Source organism: Thiomicrorhabdus cannonii (assembly GCF_013391695.1).
GTDB classification, from domain to species: Bacteria; Pseudomonadota; Gammaproteobacteria; order Thiomicrospirales; family Thiomicrospiraceae; genus Thiomicrorhabdus; species Thiomicrorhabdus cannonii.
Window position 1 is genome coordinate 286,803 of record NZ_JACBGH010000001.1, and the last position, 25,250, is coordinate 312,052.

24 protein-coding genes are annotated in these 25,250 nt (G+C 53.5%); 1 reads left to right on the forward strand and 23 read right to left on the reverse strand.

Annotated features, from left to right (window positions below):
- Positions 1 to 58: 58 nt before the first annotated feature.
- From HZ297_RS01470 to HZ297_RS01565, 20 genes are all read right to left on the reverse strand, one after another.
- Positions 59 to 883, reverse strand: a complete 825-nt coding sequence (locus HZ297_RS01470) for a flagellin N-terminal helical domain-containing protein (protein ID WP_178861198.1) — start codon at positions 881 to 883, stop codon at positions 59 to 61.
- 188 nt (positions 884 to 1,071) lie between these two features.
- Positions 1,072 to 3,540, reverse strand: coding sequence for a 6-hydroxymethylpterin diphosphokinase MptE-like protein (locus HZ297_RS01475; RefSeq protein ID WP_178861202.1), 2,469 nt, complete (start codon positions 3,538 to 3,540; stop codon positions 1,072 to 1,074).
- Positions 3,541 to 3,625: 85 nt separating this feature from the next.
- A complete protein-coding gene (locus HZ297_RS01480) occupies positions 3,626 to 4,345 on the reverse strand; it encodes an acylneuraminate cytidylyltransferase family protein (RefSeq protein WP_178861203.1) in 720 nt (239 codons plus the stop codon).
- Positions 4,342 to 5,409 carry a nucleotidyltransferase family protein gene (locus tag HZ297_RS01485; RefSeq protein ID WP_178861204.1) on the reverse strand — a complete coding sequence of 356 codons (1,068 nt, stop codon included), beginning with the start codon at positions 5,407 to 5,409 and terminating at the stop codon, positions 4,342 to 4,344. Before HZ297_RS01485 ends, HZ297_RS01480 begins: the two co-directional genes overlap by 4 nt.
- Positions 5,396 to 6,529 carry a hypothetical protein gene (locus tag HZ297_RS01490; RefSeq protein WP_178861205.1) on the reverse strand — a complete coding sequence of 378 codons (1,134 nt, stop codon included), beginning with the start codon at positions 6,527 to 6,529 and terminating at the stop codon, positions 5,396 to 5,398. Before HZ297_RS01490 ends, HZ297_RS01485 begins: the two co-directional genes overlap by 14 nt.
- Positions 6,451 to 7,569, reverse strand: a complete 1,119-nt coding sequence (locus HZ297_RS01495; RefSeq protein WP_178861206.1) for an aminoglycoside phosphotransferase family protein — start codon at positions 7,567 to 7,569, stop codon at positions 6,451 to 6,453. Before HZ297_RS01495 ends, HZ297_RS01490 begins: the two co-directional genes overlap by 79 nt.
- Positions 7,570 to 7,580: 11 nt before the next feature.
- A complete protein-coding gene (locus HZ297_RS01500; RefSeq protein WP_178861207.1) occupies positions 7,581 to 8,645 on the reverse strand; it encodes an N-acetylneuraminate synthase family protein in 1,065 nt (354 codons plus the stop codon).
- Positions 8,646 to 8,689: 44 nt separating this feature from the next.
- Positions 8,690 to 9,322, reverse strand: coding sequence for an imidazole glycerol phosphate synthase subunit HisH (hisH, locus tag HZ297_RS01505; RefSeq protein WP_178861208.1), 633 nt, complete (start codon positions 9,320 to 9,322; stop codon positions 8,690 to 8,692).
- Complete coding sequence (gene hisF, locus HZ297_RS01510; RefSeq protein WP_178861209.1) at positions 9,319 to 10,083, reverse strand: imidazole glycerol phosphate synthase subunit HisF; 765 nt, start codon at positions 10,081 to 10,083, stop codon at positions 9,319 to 9,321. The genes hisH and hisF overlap by 4 nt, the downstream gene beginning before the upstream one ends.
- Entirely contained in the window at positions 10,083 to 11,408 is a 1,326-nt protein-coding gene (locus tag HZ297_RS01515) for an N-acetyl sugar amidotransferase (RefSeq protein WP_178861210.1), read from the reverse strand. The genes hisF and HZ297_RS01515 overlap by 1 nt, the downstream gene beginning before the upstream one ends.
- A gap of 121 nt (positions 11,409 to 11,529) precedes the next feature.
- The gene (neuC, locus tag HZ297_RS01520) at positions 11,530 to 12,723 is read right to left on the reverse strand and encodes a UDP-N-acetylglucosamine 2-epimerase (protein WP_178861211.1); all 1,194 of its coding nucleotides are present in this window, start codon (positions 12,721 to 12,723) and stop codon (positions 11,530 to 11,532) included.
- The gene (gene neuB, locus HZ297_RS01525) at positions 12,716 to 13,723 is read right to left on the reverse strand and encodes an N-acetylneuraminate synthase (RefSeq protein WP_178861212.1); all 1,008 of its coding nucleotides are present in this window, start codon (positions 13,721 to 13,723) and stop codon (positions 12,716 to 12,718) included. The genes neuC and neuB overlap by 8 nt, the downstream gene beginning before the upstream one ends.
- Positions 13,720 to 14,355, reverse strand: a complete 636-nt coding sequence (locus HZ297_RS01530) for an acetyltransferase (protein WP_178861213.1) — start codon at positions 14,353 to 14,355, stop codon at positions 13,720 to 13,722. Before HZ297_RS01530 ends, neuB begins: the two co-directional genes overlap by 4 nt.
- Positions 14,348 to 15,508, reverse strand: a complete 1,161-nt coding sequence (locus tag HZ297_RS01535) for a LegC family aminotransferase (RefSeq protein WP_178861214.1) — start codon at positions 15,506 to 15,508, stop codon at positions 14,348 to 14,350. The genes HZ297_RS01530 and HZ297_RS01535 overlap by 8 nt, the downstream gene beginning before the upstream one ends.
- Positions 15,501 to 16,496, reverse strand: a complete 996-nt coding sequence (locus tag HZ297_RS01540) for an NAD-dependent 4,6-dehydratase LegB (RefSeq protein WP_178861215.1) — start codon at positions 16,494 to 16,496, stop codon at positions 15,501 to 15,503. The genes HZ297_RS01535 and HZ297_RS01540 overlap by 8 nt, the downstream gene beginning before the upstream one ends.
- 33 nt (positions 16,497 to 16,529) lie before the next feature.
- Entirely contained in the window at positions 16,530 to 17,768 is a 1,239-nt protein-coding gene (locus HZ297_RS12155) for a murein transglycosylase domain-containing protein (RefSeq protein WP_178861216.1), read from the reverse strand.
- A gap of 59 nt (positions 17,769 to 17,827) precedes the next feature.
- The gene (gene flgL, locus HZ297_RS01550) at positions 17,828 to 18,865 is read right to left on the reverse strand and encodes a flagellar hook-associated protein FlgL (RefSeq protein ID WP_178861217.1); all 1,038 of its coding nucleotides are present in this window, start codon (positions 18,863 to 18,865) and stop codon (positions 17,828 to 17,830) included.
- A gap of 4 nt (positions 18,866 to 18,869) precedes the next feature.
- Complete coding sequence (gene flgK / locus HZ297_RS01555; protein WP_178861218.1) at positions 18,870 to 20,702, reverse strand: flagellar hook-associated protein FlgK; 1,833 nt, start codon at positions 20,700 to 20,702, stop codon at positions 18,870 to 18,872.
- A 237-nt stretch (positions 20,703 to 20,939) separates the two neighbouring features.
- On the reverse strand, positions 20,940 to 21,377 hold the full coding sequence (locus tag HZ297_RS01560; RefSeq protein ID WP_246261564.1) for a rod-binding protein: 438 nt from the start codon (positions 21,375 to 21,377) through the stop codon (positions 20,940 to 20,942).
- 21 nt (positions 21,378 to 21,398) lie between these two features.
- Positions 21,399 to 22,499, reverse strand: a complete 1,101-nt coding sequence (locus tag HZ297_RS01565) for a flagellar basal body P-ring protein FlgI (RefSeq protein ID WP_178861219.1) — start codon at positions 22,497 to 22,499, stop codon at positions 21,399 to 21,401.
- Between the two features lie 169 nt (positions 22,500 to 22,668).
- Here HZ297_RS01565 and HZ297_RS01570 point away from each other — a divergent pair, with 169 nt between their 5' ends.
- Positions 22,669 to 22,854 carry a hypothetical protein gene (locus HZ297_RS01570; RefSeq protein WP_178861220.1) on the forward strand — a complete coding sequence of 62 codons (186 nt, stop codon included), beginning with the start codon at positions 22,669 to 22,671 and terminating at the stop codon, positions 22,852 to 22,854.
- A gap of 53 nt (positions 22,855 to 22,907) precedes the next feature.
- Here HZ297_RS01570 and HZ297_RS01575 read toward each other — a convergent pair whose 3' ends face one another.
- The 3 genes from HZ297_RS01575 to HZ297_RS01585 are packed head-to-tail and all read right to left on the reverse strand — an operon-like array spanning position 22,908 to position 25,218.
- The gene (locus tag HZ297_RS01575) at positions 22,908 to 23,621 is read right to left on the reverse strand and encodes a flagellar basal body L-ring protein FlgH (protein ID WP_178861221.1); all 714 of its coding nucleotides are present in this window, start codon (positions 23,619 to 23,621) and stop codon (positions 22,908 to 22,910) included.
- A 46-nt stretch (positions 23,622 to 23,667) separates the two neighbouring features.
- Complete coding sequence (flgG, locus tag HZ297_RS01580; RefSeq protein WP_178861222.1) at positions 23,668 to 24,459, reverse strand: flagellar basal-body rod protein FlgG; 792 nt, start codon at positions 24,457 to 24,459, stop codon at positions 23,668 to 23,670.
- Positions 24,460 to 24,474: 15 nt separating this feature from the next.
- Positions 24,475 to 25,218 carry a flagellar basal body rod protein FlgF gene (locus tag HZ297_RS01585; protein ID WP_178861223.1) on the reverse strand — a complete coding sequence of 248 codons (744 nt, stop codon included), beginning with the start codon at positions 25,216 to 25,218 and terminating at the stop codon, positions 24,475 to 24,477.
- Positions 25,219 to 25,250: the final 32 nt, after the last annotated feature.

A 25,250-nucleotide genomic window follows, 5' to 3' on the forward strand; every position in this document is an offset into this window, starting at 1 on the left:
TAAAAACCATCGCACGGCGATGACTTTTTAACTGCTCTTGGGGATTCAGCCGCCTATTTTATTGCAGCAGCTGCATCACATTCTGTGACATCTGGTTGGCTTGACTTAGCATGCTCATGCCGGCCTGTTGAAGTACTTGTGTACGTGCCAGGTTGGCAGACTCTTTGGCAAAGTCGGCGTCCATGATGCGTGAGCGCGAGGCGCTCATGTTTTCGTTCACGTTGTTGAGGTTGCTGACCGTGCTTTCCAGACGGTTTTGCAAGGCACCCCATTTGGCGCGAATGGTGTTGATATTGGATAGGTCTGCATCAATCGCCGTCAATGCGGCCGATGCACCGGCAACTGTTGAGATGGTGTCGCCTGCCACACTTAACGCCGCTGAGTTGAAGTCAAAGGTGGAGATGGTGATTTTGTTGTTCACTCCCTTTTCCCAACCAGCATGAATCACAACGGAGGCATTGGTGCCGTCCATCAGAGATGTTTCGTTGAATTTGGTGGTGTTGGCGATACGGTCTATCTCGGTGCGCAACTGGGTGAATTCGGCGTGCATCTGCGTGCGGTTTTCGTTGCTGTAGGTGCCGTTAAGCGATTGCACACCAAGCTCGCGCATACGCTGCAACATGGAGACGATTTCTTCACTCGCTCCATCCAGGGTTTGCAGCATGGAGATGCCGTCATTGGCATTACGCATGGCCATATCTGTACCGCGGATCTGGGTGGTCATGCCGGTGGTGACCGCCAGGCCCGCCGCGTCATCTGCGGCTTTGTTGATGCGCAGCCCGGAGGTCAGACGCTCCATGGCCGTTTTTTGTTCGGATGAGGTTTGATCCAAAATACGCACCGCGTTGATGGATCCCATATTTGTGTTGATTACCATTGCCATGATAAGTCTCCTTGTGTGGATAACGGCTTACAGACGGTATAACTCCGCTTCTGTTTAGGTTATCGGCACACCACGAGAATCTTTAGCAAAAACAATCGGACTTTAGAAAGGGCTATAATTTCGACTAGAGGAGGGGTAATGAGGTGCCCATTAATCAGAAATTAACGGGCATGAAGAACTTTAGATGGTTAAATCTGTGCTAACAAATGCCGTGCCGTTTGATGATGCGGCGTCGCTTGCAATACGGCCTGCAATACCACCCTGGCCTGTTCAGTTTCGCCAAGCTCAATCAACTTTTGAGCATAATGAACTTTCACTGACTCGTTTTCAGGATTTTGTTGTAGATAGAGCTTCAAGACCTCTACCGCAAAGGCTTTATGTCCAAGCAACTCCAGTAAGGAGGCATACGGAAGCATATACTCCAACGAATAATGGCACAGCTGCTCCAATAGATTTAACGCTAATTCATCATTGTGAAGTTCGGTCGCGATATTAAGTGCTCGCTTAAGCGCCTGGTGGCGGATGGGCGCATAGTGGACACTTAAATAGGCTTGCAACGCCGTTTCTTGTGCACCCTGCAGATCATTTTTCAGTGCCAGCACAAACTCGTTCAGATCCGTCGCTCCCTCCTGCTCATCCAGAGACTTGAGATGATCGATGGTATGCTCGATTTCAACCAGATCTTTGTTCTCATAGGCTTCAAGCGCGCGATTGAAAAGACCGGGAAGATCGCGGCTTTTTTGTTGTAAATTGGCCAGCTGAGTAGTCTGGGAAGTATTAACCAACTCGTCAAACAAAGCAGTTTGGGCTTCCAGAAGCGAATTTTGCGCTTCAGAAACAGGCGAGTGCCAGGCCTTCCAAAGATAGGCACGACCGGGCTGCTCCATGCGCTGCCATTGTTCGATGCACGCCGCCAGGTTCTCGCCCTTAAGCTCATTGATGCGCAGCTCGACCATCGACTGGGTGGTCATCAGCTCTTTATGAAACAGTTCGGCCGCCTGCATCACCGCGTTGAAAAAACCGTTCAACTGCTCTTGTATTTCATTTTGTTGCATGGCCTGTTCATCCACCAGGCTCTTGAAGTTGGTACTAAAATGCTTATGCTCATAATGAAACAGCATATCCCCATCTTCATCAATCGCTTTGGTGATACGCTTTTTGAGTTTGAGGAACTTCTGCACTACCCTGGCCTGTTCATTCCCCTGAGGGTCAAACATGTTACCCACCAGCGCAACCGCCTCCTTGGCATCACGCGCAATTTCATGAAAGCGCTTCGACTGTTTTTTCAACTCCGCCAACACCGTTTTGACTTTTTTGAGGCGCTGAACTGGCGATAAGCGCAACGCATCGATCATAGCGCCAATTTCAAACTGAATTGAACGTCCTTCCAGCGTTAAATCGGCCGGTGCGACATATTCCACTCCCTCGATTTTAGCGGAATACAGACCCAGGGTTAAAAACTGCAATCCCGGCTTTGCCTGCCGATAACGCGCCACCTGTGCTTCCAGCATCTCCCGCCCCAACGCATACATAGGCTGTGTCTGCGCCATTTCGCCGGCATTGTTTTCAACTTTCTGAATCTCATTGAAAACGAATTTACCGCCCGATTTAGCCTCATCCGATCCGGATTCAAATGCCTGCGTTCCTACAAAACACATATCCACACCGCTGAGAATAAAGGTGGAACACCCCAGTTCAAACGCCAGGTGCATAGCCGTATTGATAACGTTCGGCCCCGGAGAAGCAAAGTTTTCGGCCTCGTCATTATGCCATGGGGTTCTCTCGCCCAAATAAGCACTCACCCCAGGCCACTGGCCAAGAATTTTGGGATTGATGTGGTGACTGTGAGCCAGTAAGGCCGTATCGCTGAAATTAAAAATCCCCTTGGAGTTATCAAAACTCACATCATGAGGATCCACGGAAACAAAAATATCCGGACGAATCCCCTCTTTAACCAGACGGCGTGCAATGCGCGCCGCCGAAAAAATAAGAACACGCTGCTGATTGGCTTTAATCCACTCAATGGCACCATCCAATGTCGGGCCGCCGCCCAAAATTAGCGCCGTGGCACCTTCAAGACGGTTGCGCATGGTCACCATCGGCATGAGATTGTCAGCCAGATTATGCAATTGCGCATCAATGAATGGTTTGGCATTCAGCGAAATCAGCTCTTGCTTAATCAAGCGCGAATAAAGTGCTTCAACGTGCCTCCAAAGCGTATCGTAAGCAGTGCCATTCTTGGCTTCTTGTACGGCAAACGAGCGCATCAGGTGAATATTGCGGCGCACCAGATAAGGCATATACTCCACAGCAATCTGATTCAGATCAAACGTATCACTCACCACCACAATCTGCGATTCATCGTTCTGTGCAAGCTGGGTAAGCTTGTCTTGGATCGGTTCCAATGCCGCCGGATAATCAATCAACAGATAACGACTGTGCAACGGCAACTGAGGTTGTGCGAGCAGATATTCCAAAAACAGCCCAGAATCCGTGCCAACCACAATAAACAGGTGATCTTCTTCGCTCAGCAATTCCGGAAAAAACTGCCGATAAAGCACTTCAGACGAATGCCTGGCAAACGAGGTAGGCGTTATTTGAGGATAATAAACCTCTCCAAACTGATTGCGTTGCAACTCGCCAAATTGATTTTCCATGAGTATCCCTGTGTATTTTTTCATTTCTCCTTGAGCAGTTTGTGCAGCACTGCGGTACAAGGAGTACGTCTTTTATATTCTGCTTTTAAGATTTAGCCGCCATTTTCAAATAGGCTTCAACCTGAAAAATATCCGTCAAATCATCAACATCCACCCCGGCCACCGAGGTCATTTCAAACAAGTGTGTCTTACCCTCCACCACAAAATTGCCCTGCTGGCGCAACCAAGCGGGGGTCACAATATATAAAGCCCCGTTGATGGCAAAATAGTTGTTGCGGTAATCCTGGCGGCGGGACACATATTTCTCCGGCTTGGCCAGGAACTGCCAACTGCCGTCTGCGTCGACCTGCATACATTTAAACGGATGCTCAATCATCGGATGCACCCCCACCAATGATTCGCATCCCTCGCGCAGAAAAACCCCCACCGCCTGATCGATATCGTGCTCGGTACGCAACGGCGACGTGGGCTGCAGCAACACCAGCACATCCGGCAACTCGCCGCGCTCCTCCAGCCAATCAAGCGCATGCAACACCACATCAATAGTGGTGGCCTCGTCAGTGGCGAGTTCATGCGGACGCAGGTAACGCGTATCCACACCGTAACGCTCCGCAAATGCACGGATTTCGACATCTTCGGTGGACATCATCACCTGATTGATAAACCGGCTCTTCTGTGCCGCATCAAAGGTATATTGCAGCAACGGCTTGCCCATAATCGGATAAAGATTCTTCTTGGGTATGCCCTTGGAACCGCCCCTGGCCGGAATCAACCCCAGAACACGCCTCGCATTTGCTTCACTCATGCGCCCGCCCCCAATTTGGTGAAATGGACATCATAATCCACCTGAGCCTGCTCAAAATCCGGCATCTGGCCGATGTCCATCCAGTATTCCGTCAGCGGAAAACCGCCGACACCGCGCTGTTCCGCAAGCAAGTCTTCCATCAACGTCGGCATATCGTAAAACGCCTGCTGCGGCACCTTATCCAACGCACTGGGTGACAACGCATAAATGCCGGCATTGACAAAATAACGGTACACCGGTTTTTCCACAATCTGGGAAACCTTGGCACCATCCAGTTCAATCACGCCATACGGCACCTGCTGCGAATACTCGCGCACGCAGGCCGTCGCCTCGTTGCCATGTTCGGCATGAAAATCCAGCAAAGCACGCAAATCAATCTTAGTCAGCAGATCGCCATTCATCACAATGAAAGGTTCACGGAGCTCTTCGCGCATCAGACTCAATGCACCCGCTGTGCCCAGGCGTTCATTCTCCTCGACATAGTTGATCTGAATACCCCAGCGCTCGCCATTGCCGAAATAGGCTCGAATCTGCTCGCCCAGATAGTTGATGCAGAAATAAAATTCGGTAAACCCCTGCTCGGCGATGTGACTGACAATCGTATCCAGAATCGGACGGTTCCCGACTTTGAGCATCGGCTTGGGCACGGTTTCCGTCAATGGTCGCAAGCGCGTTCCCAATCCGCCGAGCATCAGCACCACCGCATTGCGGCACTTCTTTAACGCCTGCTTGCCGTAATACAGACCCACCATTTTTCCGGACGCATCCAGAATGGGCAGATGGCGCAGCGCTTTTTCCAGCAGAATCTTGCGCCAGGCGGTTTCGCTGTCACGTTTATGGCCAATCACCGGCGTGCGGTTCATGGCCAGCGCCACCGCACTATCCAAGGTTTCGCCGCGCAACAGGGCGCGGCGCACGTCACCGTCTGTCAGAGTGCCAAGCAAGGTGGCATCTTCCGCCACCACCAGCACAATCTGCAAGGAAGCCCGATCCAGTACCCCCAAGGCGGTACGGATATCATCATTCTGGTTTACGGCGACATCCCGCCAATCAAATAGCTGCATGCAAGTCTTCCACTAAAGTGTCTATGATTTTCTGTACGGCCAAACTCGGGTCAGGAAGATGTACTTTGGCCTGACGCCATAACACCTGCTGTATTTCGGGCTTAAGGCCCGCCTCGAATACCGGCAATATCTCTTCTTCTTTATCGACCGACAGCAACAAACCTTCACTCAACAAAGGCATTTGTGTCAGACCGCTGTAATCCTGCCACCAGGCGATCATATCGGCATCGAACCACAAATAGACGCTACTGTTAAACGGCTGCTCGGCCATCTCATTCAAATAGAGATTATCAAATCCGCAGGTGGAGAACACACTCACCACCAGATCCGCCACGCACAGACTCTGCACGATATCTGTTGCACTATCCCACTGCAGGCGGTCGCCGACGGCCTGCTCAAACAACTGCCAGGTCTTCGTACGCAGCTCTTCCGATTCTTTGGGATGCGGGCGGTAGATCAGTTTGAACTCCCGCCGCCATTCACGCAATTGGCGTGCCAACGCCTCCAAAGTGGCAAAATAGCCCTGCACCTCCAGAATCGGCTGGCCGTAAAATCCAACAATCACCGTCTCCCCAGAACTCAACAGGCCGGGGCGGTGCAATGCCCGCAAAGCCCCTGCATCATAGGCTTTGAAGTCGGCATGCTTGATCGAACCGATCGGCACCGAACGGATTTGCGGATAACGCTGTTCGGTAATGCGCACCGCCTCGTCATCCAATACAAACGCATGTTTAGGCACGACCCCTGACAATTGATTGACATCTCCCCAGAAACTCTGCAACGCATAGCTTTCGATGCCCAGCTGCTGTGCCACCGCCAAGGTCGCCTCATCCACCCCCAAATCCGGGCCGGAAATACCGCACAACACGGCATCGGCATCAAAAACCTCTAAAAACGTCCGTACTTTCGACTGTTTGTCGGCAAATGTCGCCTCTGGCAGAAATTCATGCAAATCGGGAAAAACGCCTCTCAGAATCTCACAGGCAGGCGCCTGGGCGAGTACGGCTATATCGAAACGGGGATGGGATTGCAGCTGGGGAATCAGGATTTGGAATGAGAGCGCGGTGGCGGGATCGCGGGCGGTAATGAGGAGTTTAATGCGCTTTCGGCAGCCTGACATAAGATACTTTGTAATAATGGACGCTGTTGGTCAGCTAGCTTATACAAAAACACAAACTTTTTCCACTCTGCAGATAAGGGTTTATGCGCAACTTGCGCCGCTTCGATCAATAGCAGCAGCGCGCGCACCGCCAAAGCCTGCAACAGTTCGGTCAGATGCTCGGGGTGATTGAAACGGCGGTGATGCGCCTCATAATAGGCCTGCAAAAAAGCCAACCCCAAGTCCAGATGCGCATCCTGCTCCAAATCGTGTGTGAACACAAAACGCTCCAAAACAAATGCCAGATCCTTCATCGGGTTAAACCAGGCGCTGAGGCTATCCTCCCAATCAAGGAAAACGCACTGTATCCTGTCACCCTCTGCGGCCATCCAGACATTGCCCAGATTCAGGTCGCCATGCACCATCTGCGCCTCCTCCACCAATACCTGCAAGGCGTCGGCCGGGTAAGTACGCAACACCGCCATAACCTCGTCGGGCAGTTCTATTGCCAAACCGCCTTTCTGCCACGCCAGCAACCGCGCCTGCAGATGCGCAAAACGCGCCATGCCTCTGGCTTTCACATCGCCGGCCTGCGGAAACGCCTGCAGCGCCAGATGCAGCCGCCCCAACGACCGGCCAAGACACTGCATCTCCTGACGATTTTGAGCACAAAACCGCCCCGGCAGATAATCCTGCACCAGCAGCGTTGCCGTGTCATCCAGCACAATCGATTCCTGCACAGGGCTGGTGGCGATACCGTGAACGTTGAGCCACTGCGCCACCTTGTCGGCGGCGAGGTGGCGCTCGGCCTGTGCCGGCGTGACCACCTTGAGAAACAGTTCGCCTTCGGCTTGCTTTAGGCGATAGTAACCAAACGGTAAAGGATGGGAGGTACGCAAGCGTGCCAGTCCGGCATAAGCGCCGAATCGGCGAGAAAGCGTCTTTAAAAAAACTGAACAGGCCGGGTCCTTGGCAAACGATTCTTCCACCGGCTGCCATAGCAAATCGGGCGGATGAACCCCCTCAAACGCTGGGGAACCGGGCAGCCAAAGCGCACTCATCGTCGTTTCGCCTACTCGTTGAACTGCACATAGGCCCAGTGAATGACCTCGCCGGCCTTGAGCGGACGGTTCAGACGGTGCCCCACCACCTCCGACCAGTATTCGGTTTTAATGCCTTTGGCCGGAAACGCAAAACTGACCGTATCGGTAGATAACACCTCGCCCGCCTGCAAATCGCGGCCGGCAATCAACCCCATGCGCGACACATACTTCTCGCGCCGGCGCGGCAGATGACGCAGGCCATCACCCAACGCATCGGCAATCATATGAATTTGGCGCAACACTGCACCCACCTGCGAAATCGGCATGGCATGGCCGCCGTCCTGCTCGTTGCCCATCGTATCCGGACAAACCCCTTTTTCCAGCACGCTCGCCCCCAATGCCGTCGCGGCCAACAACATCTCGTTACCGCCGTGATGGTCCGACAAACCGTAGGCCACTCCCAGGCTCTGCCCGAGCGTCTGCATAAACCGCAAATTCTGCTGATCCACCGGATTCGGCGGCCCTTTGGGGCTGTGCTCCACCAGAATCTCCCACGCACCCTGATCCTGCGCCCAATTGACAGCGCGCGCCGCTTCTTCCAGTGTGCTGTGGCCGGTATCGAAAATCATCGGCAAGCCGAGCGTGGCCACATGCTCAATCAACGGTTGATGGGTGATATTGGAGGAGGCAATCTTGATCGCCTTGCAGCCGATCTCCCTGGCGAAATCCGCCCCCTCAAAATCATAGACGGAAACAATCACATCCATGCCCTTGCGCTGCGCGTAACGGAACAGGGTTTCATAGGACGACAGCGGCACCACCTTGCGCTCAATCAGAGCACGGTAATTTTCCGCCACCACCTGCCCGTCGCGATGCCCCCAATATCGCTCTTCGCCGGAATGCTCGGCAGGCAGGCAGATGTCGGCGGTTTGCAGAATCTCGCCCTTGATGGTGGTGACCCCCGCCTCGGCCAACGCATCCACCAGCCTTTCCGCCTGCGCCATATCCTGGTTGAAATAAGTACCGATATCAGGCAAAAACAGCGGGCGTCCGGAAGCCTGAATCGATTGCCAATAGCCAAGTTGTTCACGCATTATCCACGCCCCCGGCCACCCGGCCTGTTGAGTTTTATTGAAGTTTAAATCTGCAAAAATGCTTCGATCAAGCGTAGACCGCCCGCACCCGATTTTTCCGGGTGAAACTGGCAGCCCACCAGATTATCGCGCTGCACCGCGGCAGTAATGGCATGGCCGCCAAAATCAAACACCGCCAGTTGATCCTGCGGTTCCGTCGTCTCGGCATAATAGGAATGCACGAAATAAAAGGCGTTTTCCTCTGCCACACCGGCCAGCAGCGTGTTTTGCCACGACACGCCCTGCGGGCGGATTTTAGCCCAGCCCATATGCGGTATCGTCATCTCCTCGCCGGTCATTGAAAAGTGCGGCAAAGGTTTAACCTGACCGGGTAGCAGCCCGAGTCCGGGCGTGAGCACAAACTCCTCACTCTGCTCAAACATCATCTGCATGCCCAGGCAAATCCCCATAAACGGCTTTTGCGGTGCGGCCTCCCGAATCGCTTCAACCAGATTTCTGGCCTGCAACTCCGCCATCGCTTGCGGAAACGCACCGACCCCCGGAAACACCAGACGATCGGCCGCCAGCACCTGCTCCGGCGTGGTGGCGATTTCAACCTGTGCGCCGAGATGCTCGAAAGCACGCTGCACATTCAGCAGGTTGCCGGCACCGTAATCAATCAGCGTGACCTTGCTCATGCAATCGCCTCCTGTGAGCGTACCGCCAGACCGCTCTGCCGGCAAACCTCTCGAATGCCCGCTACCGTATCGCGGCCGTAATGCAGAATATCGGCCATGGCGATGGCATCTGCACCGGCCTCAACCGCCTCGACGCCATGCAGCGCCTCGCCCATGCCGCCGGAAGCGATCACCGGTACATTCACCACGTCACTGACTGCTCGGATCAGCTCCAGATCGTAGCCTTTGCGACCGCCTTCGCGATCCACCGAGGTCAGCAGGATTTCACCCGCTCCCAAGGCCACGGCCTCTGCAACCCATTCGACCACATCGCGGCCGGTATGTTCGCGGCCGTTGTCGGTAAAGGCCAGCCATCTGCCGTCGGCCTGCTTGATCGCCTCGACCGACAGCACCACGCATTGCGAGCCGAAGGTATTGGCCATTTCGGTAATCAGCTGCGGGCGCGCCACCGCCGCCGTATTGATGGCCACCTTGTCGGCACCGGAACGCAGAATCTCGCGCGCATCCGCCACCGAGCGGATACCGCCGCCGACGGTGATCGGAATAAAAACCGACTTGACCGTTTCCTTGACGATCTCGGTCAAACTGTTGCGTCCGTAAAGCGAGGCCACCGCATCCATATACAACAACTCATCGGCGCCCTGCTCGTAATACTTGCGGGCATATTCGTTGGGATTGCCGATCTTGCGCAAGCCTTCCAGCTTGACGCCTTTAATCAGATTGGGGCCTTTAATATCAAGACGGGGAATGAGTCGAATCATCAATGCCCGTCCTGCCAAACCGTATGGCGCTGCACCCAGATGCCGTTCTCTTTTTTCCACAGGTGCGGCGAGCGGAAGGTATCGGTCAACGTATCGAAGTATTCACGGTCCATAATCGGCTGTTCGAACATTTTCGAGGCGATCGGGAACTCTTTCTCTGGGATGCTCAGGTATTGGAAAATCTCATCGGCAAAGCGTTCCGGAAACTCCATATCAAAACGTTTGACCAGCGCCACGCCCTCTTCGCGTTCGATATCGCCGGAACGGATTTCCTGCGCCGCATCGTAGGTGGCGCGGCCGATGCCGAACTTCACACCGGTGGTGTAGTAGTGGAAATCGTCGATTTTATCGTCAATCGAATTGTATTTGCTGTACGTGCCCGGGGTGCGTTCCGGCGAGGCTTCAAACCCGCCGTGTTCGTGCGCGTAGTAGTAGCAGCTCTGCGGATGCCATTTGAGGTAGTAGCCCAGATAATGCACTTCCACACCGGTGTCTTTCAATTTTTCCGGATCAGCCGGCATATAAGGATCCAAATCGGCTTTGGTCAGGCCGAAATCCTCTTTCAACGATTTGATGGAAACACCGCCGATATTGATCTCCGCCTCGTCGGTCATGGTGAAATACTGCCAGTCGCGCTGCGCCTTGTCAGTATCGCTTTTGGGGTTGCCGTATTCGGCTTCGTTCTCACCAAAGAACACCAGCGGAATATTCATCATGGCCGCCATTTTCGGCGCCAGCGCTTTCTGGCCGATCATAAACGCCTGGAACGGATGGAACAGTTTTTCCACCGACAGACGCGTCAGCAGACGGTGCACACGGCCATTCGGTGTCATCAACTGGTTGTCGAAACCGGCATGAATCCAGCGCTGGAAATTGCGCCAACCCCATTCGGTATAGATATGCGGCGCCCAGGTAACAGTAAACGGGTGCATGCCGTATTTCTCTTTGAGGATATGCGACGCATAGAAACTGTCCTTGCCGCCGGAACCCGGCAGCAGACAGTCGTAGGAGCCGTCTTTGGAGCGGTGTTTGTCGCACAACGCCTGCAACTCTTCCTCGCGCATGCCCCAGTCGATGGTGTGTTCTTTCTCTTCGGCGACACGGCAGGCGTCGCACACCCCCTCTTCATCAAAATGGATGGTGGCTTTTTTGGAGTCCTTGGTGTGCTTGTACTCCACCGCCGAGTTGGGGCGCTGATTGGAGATGGTGCATTTTTTGCAGAACTTGACCTCACGCGGCAGCCCGTATTTCACGTCCAGCTGATCTTCGGGCAATTCAAACAGACTTAAATCGACAGGTTTCGGCTTGGGAATTAGAAAGCTCATGGGTATCCTTTGTGTTCCAAATGGGGTGTTTATTGTTATTTTTTAATGTCCATGCGGTTTGCCGTTCATTCCATACTGAACAGGCCGGGTCTTTTGTTATAACGGCGGACAAACTTAATTCTTAAGACCCGCCGCAGCCTGAATTCACAGGCCAATCGTAAAACGGTTTATTGTGCAGCGCGGCAAAGTCGGTTTGCGCCAGAATCCGCACAATCGCCTGGGCGGTATCCCCCTGGCCGTAAACACTCGGTCGTGTCCGGCAAAGGGCGCGGTGTTTGGCACTCAACGCGGTTTCAAGTGCTTTGGAAATCGAATCAACGTCTTCTGCGCAATCGATAATCGAGGGCGCGCGCAAGCGCCCCTGCTGGCGCGGCCCGATATTGACCGTAGCCACGCCGAGCGCCGGCGCTTCGATAATGCCGCTGGAGGAATTGCCCACCACCGCGTCGCACACCGCCATCAAGCTCAGATAACGCAACGAGCCGAGAGAGGTAACAAATTTTACCTTGAGCGGCGTTCGCGCTGTCCACTCGGCAACCGCGGCGTTAATCCGCCCGCCCTCGGCATCGGCATTGGCACCGGTCCAGATGACTGTCGCCTCTTTAACCCCTTCCAAAGCCGCAAAAAGTGCTTCGACAGATTCCTTGCCTGAAGCATCTCCCCAAGTGACAGGATGATAGGTCACCAGAAACAGAGGTGAAGTCAACGCTATTTGGAGATCACGTTGTAATGCACCCAGGTCCAGTAAATCCAGTCGCTTAATCACATCCAACCCCGGCGCGCCGACCGTAAAAACGCGCTCCGGCAACTCCCCCATGTGAATCAAGCGCTGACGGTAAGGTTCTGCGGCGGCAAAATGCAACGCCGCCATTTTGGAAATCGCGTGGCGGATCGCCTCGTCCATCGCCCCTTCGGTGACCTCGCCGCCGTGGATGTGCGCCAGCGGAATATGCAACAGCAAGGCCGCCTGCGCGGCGGCCAGAATCTCGTAACGGTCGCCCAACACCAGCACCACATCGGGTTTTAAATCTGCGTAGGCCTCGGCAAATCCGGCCACACCGCGACTCACGGCGCGCGCCACAGCAAGATCATCGTCGCCATCGTCATTGTCGTCCAACAAGGGCACCTCGGCAGCAATCGCAAAGCCGTCCTGTTTAATCTGATGGATGGTCATGCCATGCTTGGCAGACAGATGCGCCGCACTGACGATCAGCTGCAGCCGCAAATCGGGATGCGCGTCAATCTCCTGCAACACGCCCCACAAGAGGCCGTATTCGGCACGCGTGCCGGTGACCACCGCAATCTTCTTAGGCATTCCCATCAATGCCCTCACCCATCGCATAATCGCGGCCTGCCGTTTGACCGAGCACGCTGTCCCACTGCTCGGCAAAACGCCCGCGGTCGCTGCGCTTCAATGTCAGATTATCTTCCGAAAAGCGCTCTCCGGCCGCAATGGCTCGTTTGGCGACGATGCGTTTGCGCGCCACCGTTTTATTCTGCACTTCCGAACTGGATGCAACTTTCTCACCACTGCCAAGCGCCAGTTCGATATGACGGATCGCCGTCACCATCGCCTTCAGCTCGGGTGGTTCCAAACTCGCCTTGTGGTCGGGACCGGGCAGGGTTTTGTCGAGCGTGAAATGCTTTTCGATCACGCTCGCCCCCAATGCCACGGCGGCAACCGGCACTTCAATGCCAAGAGAATGGTCCGACAGACCGACTGCGACTTCAAACGTTTGCGCCAGCGTCTGCATGGCGCGCAGATTAACATCTTCATAAGGGGTCGGATAAGCCGTATTGGCATGCAAAACCGTCAGATGACTTTTCGACAGACCGGCTTGCAACAGCGTTTTAATGGCCAGTTCCACCTCGTGCAGATTGCCCATGCCGGTGGAGAGAATCGTCGGCTGGTTGAAAGCGGCGATTTTGCGCAGGTACGGAATCGACAACAGTTCGCCGGAAGGGATTTTCCAACGCTGCATACCGAGTTGATGCAAGAGTTCAATACTGTCGTCGTCAAACGGCGTGGACATGAATTCGATATTGTTTTGACGGCAATAGGCAAAAAGCGCCTGATGATCGGCTTCGCTCAACTCCAAACGCTTGAGCATGGCAAACTGGCTCTCTTTAATGCCGGTGTTTTCGGTCTGGTAAGCCGCCTGCTCGGCGCTTTCGGTAACCAGGTTCTCGGTTTTGAAGGTCTGGAATTTGACCGCATCCGCGCCCGCTTCGACGGCAGCATCCACCAGCCGTTTGGCGCTATCCAGCGAACCGTTATGATTCACCCCCGCTTCGGCAATAATAAACACACTCACTTGACCACTCCCGTGTAGACCCCGGCCTGCTGAATATTTTTTAAGACCGTTGCATTCGCGCCCACAACAACCCTGTCTGCCAGGCTGATGGTCTGCTTCAAGACGGCGCCGCTGCCGATAAAACAGCCCTCGCCAATCTCCACCCCGCCGTTGACTCTGGCGCCGGTGGAAATATGACAGTGATTAGCAATCACCGCATCATGTTCAATCAATGCCTGAGAATTGACAATGCCGTTGTCACCGATCTGCGCATAGGCATTGACCAGCGCCTGATGCATCACAATCGTGCCTTCACCGAGTTTTGCGCTCGGCGATACATAGGCCAGCGGCGAAACAATCACAGGCAAACTGGCACCCAAGCGTTTCAATTCGGTGAACAGACGCTGCCGTACCGCGGCGCTCTTGAGCTGACCGACGGTAATCAAACAGTGCGGCGTGTCGGCCAGAAGTTTCGGCAAATCCTTGTCGTAACCGATGACCGGATAAGCGGAAAACGGCTCGATTTGCGCACCTTCCGCCTCGACAATACCGACAATCTCATACTCGCCCGTCATCTCGATCACGTCGATGCAGGCGCGGCAGTGACCGCCGCCGCCAATCAGCAATAATGGGGTTTTGCCCGCTTCAGCCATGACACACCACCCCGCTGGGTAGATTGACGACACGGTCCGCCAACCACTCGGTATGGGGCATCTCGGTGCGCAGACAGTCTGCATAAATCGGTAAGCGGTGCAGCGGCGTCCACAAGGGGCGGGTCTGGATACCGGCGTCGTTGCTCTGCTGCAAAAAGGCGTCGCGTGCTGGCAAATCGGGCAGAATCGCGCCATTCAACCAATAATTCGCCTGGCTGTTTTTGGGCTCCCGCAAACTCAACAGGCCGGGTATGGTTTCAATCCACCCTCGATACTTTTCGGCCAAAGCGCGCTTCTCACGCAAAAAATCGGGAAGCTGCTGCATCTGCGCCACCCCCAAGGCCGCATTCAAATTAGGCATACGCAGGTTAAAGGCGATTTCATCATGCTCAAACAGCCAGGCATGCGAAATTTTGGCGGTGGTACTCAAATGCTTGGCGTGCGCCGCCAGCGCATCGTCGTTGGTCACCAACATCCCGCCGCCGCCGGTGGTGACGATTTTATTGCCGTTAAAACTGAACACGCCGCTCTGTCCGAAGGTACCGCTGTGCCGGCCTTGCAACGTGCTGCCGAGACTTTCGGCGGCATCTTCAATCACAGGAATGGAGAAGGCGCTGCAGACGTCAATCAGACGGTCGATTTCTGCACAGAAACCGAGCGTATGCATGGGCACGCAGGCACTGATGCGCCGGCCGCTGGCTCTATGCATACAGACACCATCCTTAAGGGTGGCCTGTTCATTTAAAAAAGCCTGCAAAACATCGGCAGACAAACCGTAAGTATCGGCATCCACATCGATAAAGACCGGTTCCGCACCGAGCATCTTGATCGCATTGGCGGTCGCCACAAAGGTCAGGGATTGGGTCAGCACCAGATCGCCCGCCCGCACCCCGGCCACCTTCAGCGCCAGATACAACCCCATGGTACCGTTGACTACCGCAACGGCATGCTTGGCGCCGGTAAACGCCGCAACCTCCTCTTCAAGGCGGGTTACATACTGCCCGACCGAGGAGACAAACGTGGTATCGATACAGTCATTCACCAACGCTTTGGCCTGTTCGTTAAAACAGGGCGCGTGCAAAGGTATGAAATCAGCATTGCGATAATGGCCGCGAATGGCGTCTATTAAACTGGCAAACGCGGGATTAGACATTATAGATATCCGCTTTATAACGCTTCAGATTGTCGCTCTGGGTAAACCACTCGATGGTTTTGGACAGGCCGGCACGGATGTCATATTGCGGCTCAAAACCCGTCATTTCGCGGATTTGGGTGTTGTCGCACCACAGGCGAAACACTTCCGAATCTTTGGGACGCAGACGCTGCGAATCGGTAATGAACTCCACATCGCTGCCCATAATCTCCTTAATCAGCTCCAAGGTATCCTGCACCGAAATCTCATAGTTGGAACCGATATTCACGGTCTGGCCAATCGTGTTGTCCGACGCGGCGATCGCCATCATGCCGGCACAGGTATCGGCCACGTAATTGAAATCGCGCGTAGGCGACGTATCTCCCAGTTTAATCTCTTTGGCGCCCTGCGCAATCTGCGTGATGATGGTCGGAATCACCGCCCGCGCGGACTGACGCGGGCCATAGGTGTTGAACGGACGGGCAATACATACCGGCATTTCAAAGGCGTTGTAATACGACATCGCCATCGCATCCGCGCCGATCTTGCTGGCGCTGTAAGGCGATTGCGGCTGCAGCGGGTGTTTTTCGTCAATCGGCACATATTGCGCCGTGCCGTACACTTCGGAGGTCGAGGTATGCATAAAACGCTGTACGCCGTTTTCCAGACAGGCTTGCGCCATATTCAAGGTGCCGTTCACATTGGTTTCCACATAGGAGTTAGGCGCAACATAAGAATAGGGAATCGCAATCAGGGCTGCCAAGTGAAACACGGTGTGGCAATTCTGGGTGATTTTCTTGCAGAGGAACGGATCGCGGACATCGCCGCTGACGATTTCGATCTCGGACAACACCGGACTTTGCTCCAGCCACCCCCAGTCGTTAAAGGAGTTGTACAGGCACAACGCCCGTACCTTGGCGCCTTGCGCCACCAGTACCTCCGCCAGATGCGAACCGATAAACCCATCAGCTCCGGTTACTAAAACCTGCTTTCCTTGCCAGTCATTCATGTTGTCAATCCGTGTGTTGTAGCCGTTTTTCGTTCAGGCCGACAAAAGATGTTGATAACGGCTTTTAGCCTTCAGCACCTTGTCCAGGTAATCGCGCGTTTCCCTGGATGCGTGCTCAAACCGTAACTTACGATAAACCTGCTTGGGGTGCAACTGGTTGATGCGTTTTATCGCCGCTTCGGGCGAATCGCCAAACAGTTTCAGCACGGTTGACAAGCCGCCATTATAAGAAGCGATCGACAGCATCTCTTTGTTCTGAAGATTATGCACCTCGGCAAGATACTCATGCTTGAGCAACCCCAGATAGGCGGTTCCCATTCGGATATTATTGCGTTCATCGAACAGTTCTGCAGCGTTCGGCATACCCGGTTTCTGGTCAATACGCTGGTAGATATCGCGCCCTGCGGCATCGGCCTTAAGCTGCATCAACCCCAAGGCGTTAGAACGGCTGACCGCATCGGGTTTAAAGCGGCTCTCGGTTTCCATCACCGCAAACACCAGTGCGGGTTCCACTTTGAAATCCCGGGCATACTGCGCCACCCAATCCTTGTATTTTTGCACCGGTTTCGGATAGTCGGCCTTCACCAACGGAATGGAAACAACCGTAAACGCGCCTTCTTCATCGACTATTTTTTCCATCTGCTTAGAGGAAAACAGATAATCGGCATAATCAAATGCGTTGGCGGGATAACGAATCGGCTGACGGTGCTGATCCAACACCTGACGGTAAAAGTAAGGCGTTTTTTGATAATCGAGACTCTTGCGGCTTAACAAATCATCGTTGAAAGGCTGGGCACTGAGCAACACCCTGGCGATAACCCGCTTCATCAACATCGCATCCGCGATTTCGGCCGGGAACTCAATTATCAGTTCATTTTCAAGCACAACCAACGAAGGTTTGGCATAAACCTCACTGAATTCGGTCGGCGCGGGTGCTGGGGAAAACGCGACCTTTCGGCCTTCTGTTGAGACTTCTGCTTCCTGAGCCCCATCCATGGGCTGCACCACCGTTTCAGGCGCCGGATTATTGACACTGCCAGGCTCGGCTCCCAAACGCTGCTTTGCAGGTTCGCCTTTATTAAAGCCAAACTCTCCGCTGGAGCTGATCAACCGAATACCGGAGGGTTCAAACACCTGTGATACCGGGGCCTTAGCGGCAACAGCTCCCTGCAAGCGCACCCAGTTCTGGAAACTAGAAAAAGCCTCGCCCGCCACGAGAACCAGCAGCCCTGACGCAACCAAAATTGAAACCAACGACGGATGTATTTTCACAAAAAAGCCTCCATATAGGAGGCTTTTAGCAAAACAAAGGCCAAAATGCGTTGGCGCAACTATCGCAGGTAATTAAACAGACTCATGCCCTGCACTTTGGTAAAGACCTGCTGTGCCATTTGCAGCGCATTCTGGCTTTTGGTCAGTTCAGTGACCCCCGCAACCAGATCCATGTCTTCCAGTGTCATGCGGCGCTCTTCCAATGCAACTTTGAAACTCTCACCTGCCTCGTACTGAGACTGGATACGGTTCTGACGACCGCCGATCTCGGCTCGAATCTGCGACAGATTGGTCAGCGCACTGTCCATATCGCCGATCACTTCATCGGAGGGCGTATTGCCCGCCAATAAGGTATTTTTGAATTCCACCAGCACATTCAACACATTCGCTTCCGGTGTGCCGCCGCCCGTGTTGTTGGTATAGGGCAAGGTGGCGCCGGGAATGCTGAATACGCGGTTGCCATTATCGGTAATACGCACACGGCTAGGATCCCCGGCATCATCCGGCGCCAGCAGATTATCGTCATCAAATCCAATCTGCACAAAACGCGAACCGTAATTCGCCAACGGATCCTGAGGCGTGGTCTCAGCACCCGAAGCATCGGAATTCACCCCGCCAATGTAGGCGTAGTATCCCGGATTGTTGACATCCTCAACAAATGCCTGCGTGGCATTGACGCTACTACCGGCAAAAATCAATTCTCCTTCGGAATTGCGATAGTTCATCATGCTTTTTACTTGCTGGATAATCTGATCCACTTCCGCCGCAGTCGCTTCGCGATCTGCCGCCGTATAGGTGCCGTTGCTCATCTGAATCGCCAACTCGCGCGCGCGCTGCAATGACCCGATGGTATCTGCAATCGCGGTTTCTTCCAGTACCAGCTGTGACTTGGCGTATTCGCCGTTTTTGGCGTACTGTTCAATCGTGTTCATGGTGCGGTTAAGCGCATGAATCTGACTGGTCGCGACCGGATCGTCACCCGGCGCGTTGACGCGCTTGCCGGTACTCAACTGTAGCTGGGTATCCATCACGCTCTTTTGGTGATTTTGGATAGAACTAATACCCTGACTGTGGAACATATTCGTCGAGATTCTCATGCGCTTATCCTCTTATTACGCCGATCAGCGTCTGAAAAATGCTTTGCGAGGTGGCAATGATTTGCGCCGCCGCTTCGTATGCCTGCTGGAATTTCATTAAATTGGCCGCTTCTTCGTCGAGACTGACCCCCGAGAGCGACTCACGCTGCGTCATAATCTGATTGTGTACATTCTGCTGCGCAGTCAGCTGAATTTCCGTACCGCGCACATACATCCCCACATTGGTGGCCATTTTGGAATAACCGCCCAGCAAGGTTTCGGTGCCGCTACCGGTGCCATCGGCATACATCAGATTACGCGACTGCAAACTGGCCATATTCGCCATATTGACGTTATCGCCGTATGCTGCGGCAGCCGGCGCTGTCACGCTCGGATCAGGCGACTGACCGCGAGCCGCGATTTTATCGGTATCGCTCAATTCCGCCGAAAACTGCTTGAGAATTTCCTGATGCGGTTTGACCAAAAAGGCATCGCGGTCCCCCGGCACGGTGGTCACGTTGCTAAAATCGAAATTCAATCCTTCAACCTGTGCGGAGGCCCCGCGTGCCACACTGATGGGCGTACCGCCGGCATCACTCAAGCGCTGACCGGTACTGTAGTCATAAAAGTCGAACGCATCCGCCGAAGCGTTGTAACGAATCTCGTACTCACGCGGCTGCATCAGGCCGATCTGTTTGAAAGCCTCCTGCAGGTAACTCTCTTTGTCGGAATACAGCGCCGGCTGTGCCTGTGTGCCGGTTGGCGCATAAGGCGGTTCGGACACCCCGGCATTAGGATTGAAGCTCACAAGAATATTGCTGCCGTCTTCGGTGCCGCTGTTTTTAACGCTGTGGCTGGCCGTCATATTCAAAGGTGCAAACAGATCGCCGCCCGGCTCGCCGTTTAAATCATACCCTTGGTAGTGCTGCCAGTTCATGGATGCCACCAGACTGTTCAACGTCACGCCCAGGTCATTCTGCGCCTGATCCAGCATATTCTGTCTGAAATCCAGCACACCGCCCAACTGGCCACCGCTGATCTCTTCACTGACAATCCGTTTGCTGCCGCCGGTCGTCATATAGACCTCGATCCGGTTCTCGTCCTTGTAGGGCCCCAACTCGGCGGTAAGGTTGGCTTTATAGTTATCGGCCAACAGCGGCATATTGCCGCCAGAGGTAAAAATATCCAACCGCCCATCTGGCTGCTCAAAGGTCTTGATATCGATATAACCACTGAGTTCCAAAACCGCCTGATTGCGCTGATCCAATAGATCGTTTGGCGGCTGGGTACCGACCGACATGGCACGCTCCACTTCCTGGTTCAGTCTTTGCACGATAGACAAACGGTCATTGATTTCGGTCACCAGACCTTTAATCTGGGTATTGACTTGCGTTTGGGTTTCGTCCAGCACCGTGGACAGGTTGCTGATATGGCTTTCAAGATTGCCGGCTTCGTCCAGCACCATCTGACGATTCGTACTCGAGGTCGGGTTGTCCGCCAGATTCTGCAAACTGTCAAAGAAACGCTGCATAAACTGCTGGATACCTTCATCGTTACTGGCCACGATCCCTTCCAATTGTTTGGAGAGCTGCAGCTGCTGATCGTAACGCTCTACCGATGCATTGCTGTTATTGAGTTGTGACTGGATATAATCGGCCTGAATACGCAAAACGGAATCGACACGCGAACCGCCACCCAAGAAGACACCGCCTACCGATGCGGGCGTATTATTCCCGATTTCGGCACGCTGGCGCGAATAGCCTTCGGTCCCCACATTGGCGACGTTGTGACTGGTGACATCCAGTGCCGTTTTGTAGGTATTGGCCGCATTGGTGCCAATAATCAACATATTCGCCATAATTCAGTTTCCTTTTCCGGTCAAACTCAACAGGCCGGGTATCCTCGGCACTATCGTTCAAAAAGCGTTTTTTGCTATTTTTTTATTCTACTACTTTGAGACCTTTGCACGAGTGGGGCGCGAAAGAAAAATGAGGAAAAATTTGCTTGATTGAGGCGAAAAACGAAGTGAATAGCGAGCTATTCGCAAGTTTTTCAACAAAAATCAGGTGATTTTTAACCATTTTTATTCGTGCATTCACTCATGCAAAGGTCCCTTTAGGTTACGCAAAGCCAAAGCGTGCTCGGTTGTGGCATTTTTTTGCTTTAACGCATTCAGCGCCTGCACCTCTTTTGGATCACGCGGAGCGAGTTGTTCTACGATGTTATCGGCAAATCCGAGCGTACCTTTAGAAGATAAATCCTGCGCCAACTGTTTGTCATACCAGTCTTTATAGAAATCTCCGCCCTCACCGTCGAGCCAGCCCTCGTCAAAATTGACTTTGCGGGCCTCTTTCAGAATCTGCTCCACAAACAGCGCTTCAAACTGTTCCGCGACGGGCTTAAGCGCCGCTTTCTGATCCTGACGCGCTTCGCGCTTCAAATCATTCAAGGCGCCCACATCCGCATAATTGTTGTAGTTCTTGGGGGCATTGCTTTGATGCGCCGCCAATCCCATTGCATTATTCACCGCCATGCTACTCTCCCTGCCCAGCGATTAGATAATCATCAGCTCGGCTTTTAGCGAACCGGCCTGTTTCAGGGCTTCCAGAATCGCCACCAGATCGCCCGGTGCCGCGCCCACCTTGTTGACCGCCTGCACGATATCATTCAACGAAGTGCCGTTTGGAAACTCAAACATACGACCGTCACCTGATTGCTGAACATCCACACTGCTTTGTGCCGTGGCGGCGGTCTGACCGCCCGAAAACGGATTGGGCTGAGAAATCCCGGTGTTTTCACCGATTTTCACCGTCAAACCACCGTGCGTGACCGCTGCCGGGCTGACACGGACATGCTGCCCGATCACCACGGTGCCGGTTCTTGAATTCACAATCACCTTGGCCGCTTCCTGGCCCGGAATCACCTCGATATTCTCCAGCACCGACAAAAACGCCACACGCTGATTCGGCAAACGCGGCGCCATGACATCGATCGACTCGGCATCACGCGCGCTGGCGGTTCCCTCGCCCAACTGCGCGTTGATTGAATTCACCATATTGGTAGCCGTGGTAAAGTCGGCATCCTTGAGGTTCAAGGTGATCGTATTCCCCAAATCGAAACCGGTATTCACCGTGCGCTCGACCGTCGCCCCGTCCGGAATGCGACCTACGCTTGGAATATTGATGGTAATACGCGAACCGTCGCCGCCACTGGCGTCCAAACCGCCCACAACCAGGTTGCCTTGCGCCAGCGCGTAGACATTACCATCCACCCCTTTTAACGGCGTCAGCAACAGGGAGCCGCCGCGCAAACTTTTGGCATTGCCCAAAGACGACACCGTAATGTCAATCTTCTGACCCTGCTTGGCAAACGCCGGCAGATCGGCATGCACCGCAACCGCCGCAATGTTTTTGGAGTTGGTTTTAACCCCGGCTGGAACATGGATACCGAACTTATTGAGCATGCTCAACAGGCTCTGCTCCGCAAACGGCGTTTTATCGCCGCTGCCGTTCAAACCCACCACCAAGCCGTAACCCACCAACTGGTTGGTTCTCACCCCGCCGACATTCGCCAAATCCTTAATCCGTTCGGCATAGGCCTCAGCCTGCCAAAAAAGACAAAGTGTCAAAATCACGGCTATTTTTCTGGTCAACATTTTTATTCTCCTAAGATTTTGAATTCGTTTATGTTTTAAACAAGAAAACACAACGATTCATCCTGGTATTCATTCTTGCCTAGACAGGATTTAGCAGAGGTTATGCCAAAGATTACAAAAACTAAAAAAAAGATTAAAGAAAGCGGCTTTTAGGCCGTTAAAATCAGGTTTGAAAAAACGATCGGAAAACTCAACAGGCCGGGTAGAAGCCATAAGTGAAAAAGAAAAAACCGGCCTGCAAAAAGGAGATTTAGAAAAACAGGCCGGTATAAACAGGTCACCGGCTTACATACGTCATGCAAGCCTGGTTAAGGTGGAGCTACGTCACCCTAATAAAATGAATAAAGAGCAATAAGGTGTAATTATACGCATAATTAAAGGGTTATGCGAGCCCCGCTGAAATCCAGATTAAATCGGCCAGTATTTGTTCATCCACTGCGTCAACGCACCTGGACGGTTAGTGTCACCCGAGTAGCCGACATCTTTGTAAACCAGACGTACATCCGCCACCTTGGTCGAATCGATAGTGTTATCCGGGCGGATATCCTGCGGACGGATAATACCGGCAAATTGAATCAACTCGTCCCCTTCATGGATTGCCAGGCGCTTCTCGCCGCGAACCACCAGATTACCGTTGGGAATCACCTCCACCACCGTCACCGCAATGGAACCCGACAAGCTGGAATTCTGCTTCACGTCACTCTTACCGGCAAACGCACCTTTAGAGCCGTAGCCCAACGACAAATTCCCCAGGCGCGAACCGATTTCACCAATCACCCCCGGCCCGGTCATGGTCAAAGGAGTCGTGACGCCGTAATCCTGCGAATTGGATTTGTCGTATTTCGCCTCGTCTTTTTTCTTGGCATCAAACTTCTCGGTCAACGAGATGGTAATGATGTCGCCCACACGGTGAGCGCGCGAATCGTCAAACAGGGTCATGGCGCCGGACTGATATAAAGAACCGTTATTAGGCTGCACCTGCTGCGGAATGTTCACCGGATAATTGGGCTCGAAACTCATCTCCTGCACGCGCTCCGGCGTTGAACTACAGCCGGTTAGCAACGCAACGCCCAAGACCACCAGGCCTGTTGAAATTTTGACAGGTAATTTAACCAATTTCATCTCTCTATCCTCTTACGCTATTACGTTCTTAGGTTACTGCAACCGCTTAGGTATTGTTATTCAAATACTGCATCATGCCGTCTGCGGCTGAGATGGCTTTCGAGTTCATTTCATAGGTGCGCTGCGCTTCGATCATGCCGATCAGCTCTTCTACCGTATTGACGTTAGAGGCTTCCAACGCGCCCTGCAAAACACTGCCGGCTTCGGCCGTTTGCGGATTATTGATATTCGGCGTGCCGCTGGCGGTGGTTTCCTTGTAGAAGTTCGAGCCAATCGACTCCAAACCGGCCGGATTGATAAATGTGGCCAGTTCAATCTGCCCCACCTGGTTCTGCTGCACGTTGCCCGGCTGCTTCACAAAAACCGCACCGTCCTGGGTAATCGAGATTTCCGTGGCATCCTGCGGAATATTGATATTAGGCTCCAGCAGATAGCCCGAAGAGGTCACCACATCGCCGTTCTGGTTCACCTGAAACGAACCGTCTCGGGTATACATGAGTTCACCATTGGCATCCAGCACCTGAAAGAAACCCTTGCCTTCAATGGCGATATCCAGCTGGTTATCGGTAACCATCACGTTGCCCTGGGTGTGAATCTTCTGAACCCCCACCGCTTTGACCCCTGTACCCAACTGCAAGCCGGACGGCAACGTATTGGACTCGTCCTGCGTGGCCTGGGCACCCGGCTGGCGCACGTTTTGATACATCAGATCATGGAACTCTGCACGACCGCTTTTGAAACCATAGGTATTCGCGTTGGCCAGGTTATTGGAGATGGCGGCCAGACGGAACTGCTGGGCTTCCAAACCGGTTTTAGCAACATATAATGCTCTGTTCATCATCGACTCCTAAATTTATCTCAATGACAGCAATTGGTCGGACTTCTGTGCATGCGTTTTTGCAGTCGACATCATCTTCACCTGCATCTCATACTTACGCGACAGTTCAATCATATTCACCAACGCTTCGGCGGTATTGACGTTACTCGATTCCAACGCACCGCTGACCACCTTCACGTTCGCCTGCTGCGGCGGCGCTTCCCCCTGAGGCAGACGGATAAAACCATCCAACCCCTTTTGCAACTGTTTGATATCCGGTTCCACCAAACGCAACTGGTCCAACACCACCAACTGATTGCTCGGCGAACCTTCCGGCACAATCGAAATCGTACCGTCGTCACCGATGGTGATATTGCGTGAAGGCGGAATATTGATCGGCGCACCGCCCACATTCAGAATCGGATGACCATTCACATCCACCAGATCGCCGTCAGCCGTCAGCTGCATACTTGCGGTACGCGTGAAAGCTTCATCGCCCTCCGGTGTCTGGATCGCCAAAAATCCGTTTGGCTGCACCATCACATCCAATTCACGCCCTGTCACTTTCACCGCGCCGGGGGTAAAGTCGGTTGCCGGACGTTCGTCCAAGGCATAGGTGCGTGTATGCCAACCCGGACCTTGCATATGCTGGGCGCGAAATTCATTGAAATCCTGCTTAAATCCATCCGTTGTCGCGTTTGCCAGATTATTGGCGTTATTGGCCTGCGCCAACATCACCTCTTTGGCACCGCTCATTGATATATAGAGCATACGATCCATTTTCGACTCTCCCAGCTTGGCGGGTTAACAAA

What these genes read in the sequence shown, in the direction of transcription:
- HZ297_RS01515 (WP_178861210.1), bottom strand. Translation starts at nt 11,408, where the DNA reads ATGAGCTTTCTAATTCCCAAGCCGAAACCTGTCGATTTAAGTCTGTTT.
- HZ297_RS01500 (WP_178861207.1), bottom strand. Translation starts at nt 8,645, where the DNA reads ATGCGTGAACAACTTGGCTATTGGCAATCGATTCAGGCTTCCGGACGC.
- HZ297_RS01480 (WP_178861203.1), bottom strand. Translation starts at nt 4,345, where the DNA reads ATGAGTGAAGCAAATGCGAGGCGTGTTCTGGGGTTGATTCCGGCCAGG.
- HZ297_RS01530 (WP_178861213.1), bottom strand. Translation starts at nt 14,355, where the DNA reads ATGGCTGAAGCGGGCAAAACCCCATTATTGCTGATTGGCGGCGGCGGT.
- neuC (WP_178861211.1), bottom strand. Translation starts at nt 12,723, where the DNA reads ATGCCTAAGAAGATTGCGGTGGTCACCGGCACGCGTGCCGAATACGGC.
- HZ297_RS01560 (WP_246261564.1), bottom strand. Translation starts at nt 21,377, where the DNA reads ATGGCGGTGAATAATGCAATGGGATTGGCGGCGCATCAAAGCAATGCC.
- HZ297_RS01565 (WP_178861219.1), bottom strand. Translation starts at nt 22,499, where the DNA reads ATGTTGACCAGAAAAATAGCCGTGATTTTGACACTTTGTCTTTTTTGG.
- HZ297_RS01495 (WP_178861206.1), bottom strand. Translation starts at nt 7,569, where the DNA reads ATGAGTGCGCTTTGGCTGCCCGGTTCCCCAGCGTTTGAGGGGGTTCAT.
- hisH (WP_178861208.1), bottom strand. Translation starts at nt 9,322, where the DNA reads ATGAGCAAGGTCACGCTGATTGATTACGGTGCCGGCAACCTGCTGAAT.
- HZ297_RS01475 (WP_178861202.1), bottom strand. Translation starts at nt 3,540, where the DNA reads ATGGAAAATCAATTTGGCGAGTTGCAACGCAATCAGTTTGGAGAGGTT.
- HZ297_RS01485 (WP_178861204.1), bottom strand. Translation starts at nt 5,409, where the DNA reads ATGCAGCTATTTGATTGGCGGGATGTCGCCGTAAACCAGAATGATGAT.
- flgG (WP_178861222.1), bottom strand. Translation starts at nt 24,459, where the DNA reads ATGAACAGAGCATTATATGTTGCTAAAACCGGTTTGGAAGCCCAGCAG.
- HZ297_RS01490 (WP_178861205.1), bottom strand. Translation starts at nt 6,529, where the DNA reads ATGTCAGGCTGCCGAAAGCGCATTAAACTCCTCATTACCGCCCGCGAT.
- HZ297_RS01575 (WP_178861221.1), bottom strand. Translation starts at nt 23,621, where the DNA reads ATGAAATTGGTTAAATTACCTGTCAAAATTTCAACAGGCCTGGTGGTC.
- flgK (WP_178861218.1), bottom strand. Translation starts at nt 20,702, where the DNA reads ATGGCGAATATGTTGATTATTGGCACCAATGCGGCCAATACCTACAAA.
- hisF (WP_178861209.1), bottom strand. Translation starts at nt 10,083, where the DNA reads ATGATTCGACTCATTCCCCGTCTTGATATTAAAGGCCCCAATCTGATT.
- HZ297_RS01540 (WP_178861215.1), bottom strand. Translation starts at nt 16,496, where the DNA reads ATGAATGACTGGCAAGGAAAGCAGGTTTTAGTAACCGGAGCTGATGGG.
- HZ297_RS01585 (WP_178861223.1), bottom strand. Translation starts at nt 25,218, where the DNA reads ATGGATCGTATGCTCTATATATCAATGAGCGGTGCCAAAGAGGTGATG.
- flgL (WP_178861217.1), bottom strand. Translation starts at nt 18,865, where the DNA reads ATGAGAATCTCGACGAATATGTTCCACAGTCAGGGTATTAGTTCTATC.
- HZ297_RS01535 (WP_178861214.1), bottom strand. Translation starts at nt 15,508, where the DNA reads ATGTCTAATCCCGCGTTTGCCAGTTTAATAGACGCCATTCGCGGCCAT.
- HZ297_RS01470 (WP_178861198.1), bottom strand. Translation starts at nt 883, where the DNA reads ATGGCAATGGTAATCAACACAAATATGGGATCCATCAACGCGGTGCGT.